General features: G+C 63.2%; 2 protein-coding genes. Both read left to right on the top strand.

Annotated elements, in window-relative coordinates; genetic code table 11:
- The first annotated feature begins 199 nt into the window (after positions 1–199).
- Complete coding sequence (locus AC0AP0_RS11215) at positions 200–973, top strand: pseudouridine synthase (protein WP_490430524.1); 774 nt, start codon at positions 200–202, stop codon at positions 971–973.
- A partial coding sequence (gene der / locus AC0AP0_RS11210; protein WP_490430523.1) for a bifunctional cytidylate kinase/GTPase Der occupies positions 970–2,876 on the top strand: 1,907 nt, incomplete at its 3' end. The genes AC0AP0_RS11215 and der, both read left to right, overlap by 4 nt.

Raw genomic sequence — 2,876 nt, 5'->3', positions numbered from 1 at the left:
ACCGGCTCAGCACTTGCTTCCATAGTCATGTTCCCCACCTTGCAATCCCTTCGACGACAATGAACAACAACAGCTTCTAGCTTAGGGCAAGCCAACAACACTTCCCTAGTCTCCGATATAGTATGATATGACCTTTTGGCGGCTGTGGCCGTCCAGAACAATATCCGTTACATATCCATCAGGCCACGTTGGGAGAACGATGCCACATCCATATACACAGGCGATCAGAGCGCACGAACAGCGGGAGGAGGGCATCCGCCTCCAGAAGGTGCTGGCCCAGGCCGGATTCGGCTCTCGTCGCAAATGCGAACAGATCATCACCCAGGGCAGGGTCGAGGTCGACGGCGAGCTGGTCACCACCTTGGGCAGCCGGGTTGATCCCACCCACCAGCAGATCCGCGTGGATGGATCCCGCATCCATCTGAACGACAAGCACGTCACCCTGGCCCTGAACAAGCCTCGCAAGGTCCTCTCGACCATGGATGACCCCAAGGGCCGGTTCACCTTGCGCGACATCATCGGGGACCGTTACGAGCGGGTCTTCCACATGGGCAGGCTGGACTATGACTCCGAAGGCCTGATACTCATGACCGATGACGGGGAGCTGGCTCAGCACGTCATGCACCCGCGTTACGAGGTGGAGAAGACCTATATCGCTACACTCAGCGGCCACATTGGCGGCAACGTCTGCCGGCGACTGGTTACCCAGGGAGTTGAGCTGGACGACGGACTAATCCGCTTGGACCATTGCGCCATCATCGACCACAACCGCGAGCACACCATCGTCAAGGTGGTCCTGCACTCGGGCAAAAACCGGATAGTCCGGCGCATCTTCGGCGCCATCGGTTACCCGGTGACCCGGCTGGTGCGCACCCAGATCGGCCCCATCCGGCTGGGCGAGATCCGCCCGGGCTCCTACCGAGTGCTCTCCGCTACCGAGATCAAGGCCCTGGATAAGGAGGTCGGACTGTGATCACCGTCGCCATCGATGGCCCGGCAGGCGTAGGCAAGTCCTCCACCTCGCGGGCTCTGGCCAAGCATTTCGGCCTGGCCTACCTGGACACGGGCGCCATGTACCGGGCCGTCACCCTATGGTGCATGGACCGCGGACTGGACCTGGACGTGGACCAGCCTGACCAGGAGGCGATCACCGAGGCCGTGGCGGATTCCATCACTGGCGGCCACCTGGTCATGGGGCTTGACCCCGAACATCCCAGAGTCAGCCTGGACGACCGTGACGTGGATGAAGCGATACGCTCCACCCGGGTCTCCCAGCACGTTTCAGTAGTCTCTTCGATTCCGGCCGTGCGCCATGTCCTCATCGCCGCCCAACGGGCCATCATGGCCGACCAGGAGCGCGGCGTGGTGGCCGAGGGACGGGACATCACCACCGTGGTTGCCCCTGATGCCCAGGTCCGTGTGCTGCTGACAGCCCGTGAGGAGGTCCGTCAGGCCCGTCGCAGCGGCCAAGCCCAGTCCGGGTCAGCCGGCGCCGAGGATCTGGCTGCCCGGGATGCCCGGGATTCCAAGGTCACCTCCTTCATGAGCGCCGCCGATGGGGTGACCACCGTGGACAACTCCGATCTGACCTTCGAGCAGACCCTGCAGGTCCTGATTGATCTGGTCTCCTCGGCCATGGAGGAGGACTCCTACGACGAGTACGCCCGCAATCTGGACGACTATGAGCTGGACGAGGAGGACCGTGCCTTACTGGAGGGCGGCTCCGAAAACCAGGATGACCTGGACCAGGGCCCCAAGGCCGTAGGCGTTCTGGCCGTGGTGGGAAGGCCCAACGTGGGCAAGTCCACCCTGGTTAACAGGATTCTTGGCCGGCGTGCCGCTGTGGTCGAAGACACCCCTGGCGTGACCCGGGACCGTGTCAGCTACGAGGCCGAGTGGGCAGGCACCCAATTCAAGCTGGTAGATACTGGCGGCTGGGAGAGCGATGTGGAGGGCATCGAATCCGCCATCGCATCCCAGGCGCAGGTAGCCGTATCACTGGCTGATGCCGTCATTCTGGTCGTGGATGGCCAGGTGGGGCTGACCGCCAGCGACGAACGGATCGTCACCATGCTGCGAGCCGCGGGCAAGCCGGTCGTCCTGGCCGTCAACAAGCTGGATGATCGGATGGCCGACTACACCGCTTCCGAATTCTGGAAGCTTGGGCTGGGTGAACCCTATGCCATCTCCGCCATGCACGGCCGGGGGATAGGCGACCTGCTGGATGCGGCGCTGGAACAGCTCAGCAAGACCGAGAAGACCTCGGGATTCCTCACCCCGGAGGGTCTGCGCCGGGTGGCCCTGGTCGGACGACCCAACGTGGGCAAGTCCTCCTTGCTCAACCAGCTGGCTCACGAGGAGCGGGCCGTCGTTCACGATGTGGCGGGCACCACCCGCGATCCGGTCGACGAGGTGGTACAGGTGGACGGCGAGGACTGGCTTTTCATCGACACCGCCGGCATCAAGCGCCGCCTGCACAAGATTTCGGGTGCCGAGTACTACTCCAGCCTGCGCACGCAGGCGGCCATCGAACGTTCTGAACTGGCGCTCATCCTCTTCGACGCCTCCCAGCCCATAGCCGACCAGGACTTGAAGGTCATGAGCCAGGCCGTGGATGCTGGTCGGGCCATCGTCCTGGTCTTTAACAAGTGGGATCTGCTGGACGACTTCGGTCGGCAACGTCTTGAGCGGCTCTGGCAGACCGAGTTCGACCGGGTCACCTGGGCCGAGCGGGTCAACCTGTCTGCGAAGACCGGCTGGCACACCAACCGGCTGGCCAGAGCCATGCGCACCGCTCTGGAATCGTGGGACAAGCGCATACCGACCGGCAAGCTCAACTCCTTCCTAGGCAAGGTTCAGGCTGCACACCCGCATCC

The sequence above is a fragment of the Bifidobacterium sp. POST2/T3 (B1) genome (assembly GCF_058197115.1).
This window is presented reverse-complemented; position numbering and strand designations above follow the sequence as displayed.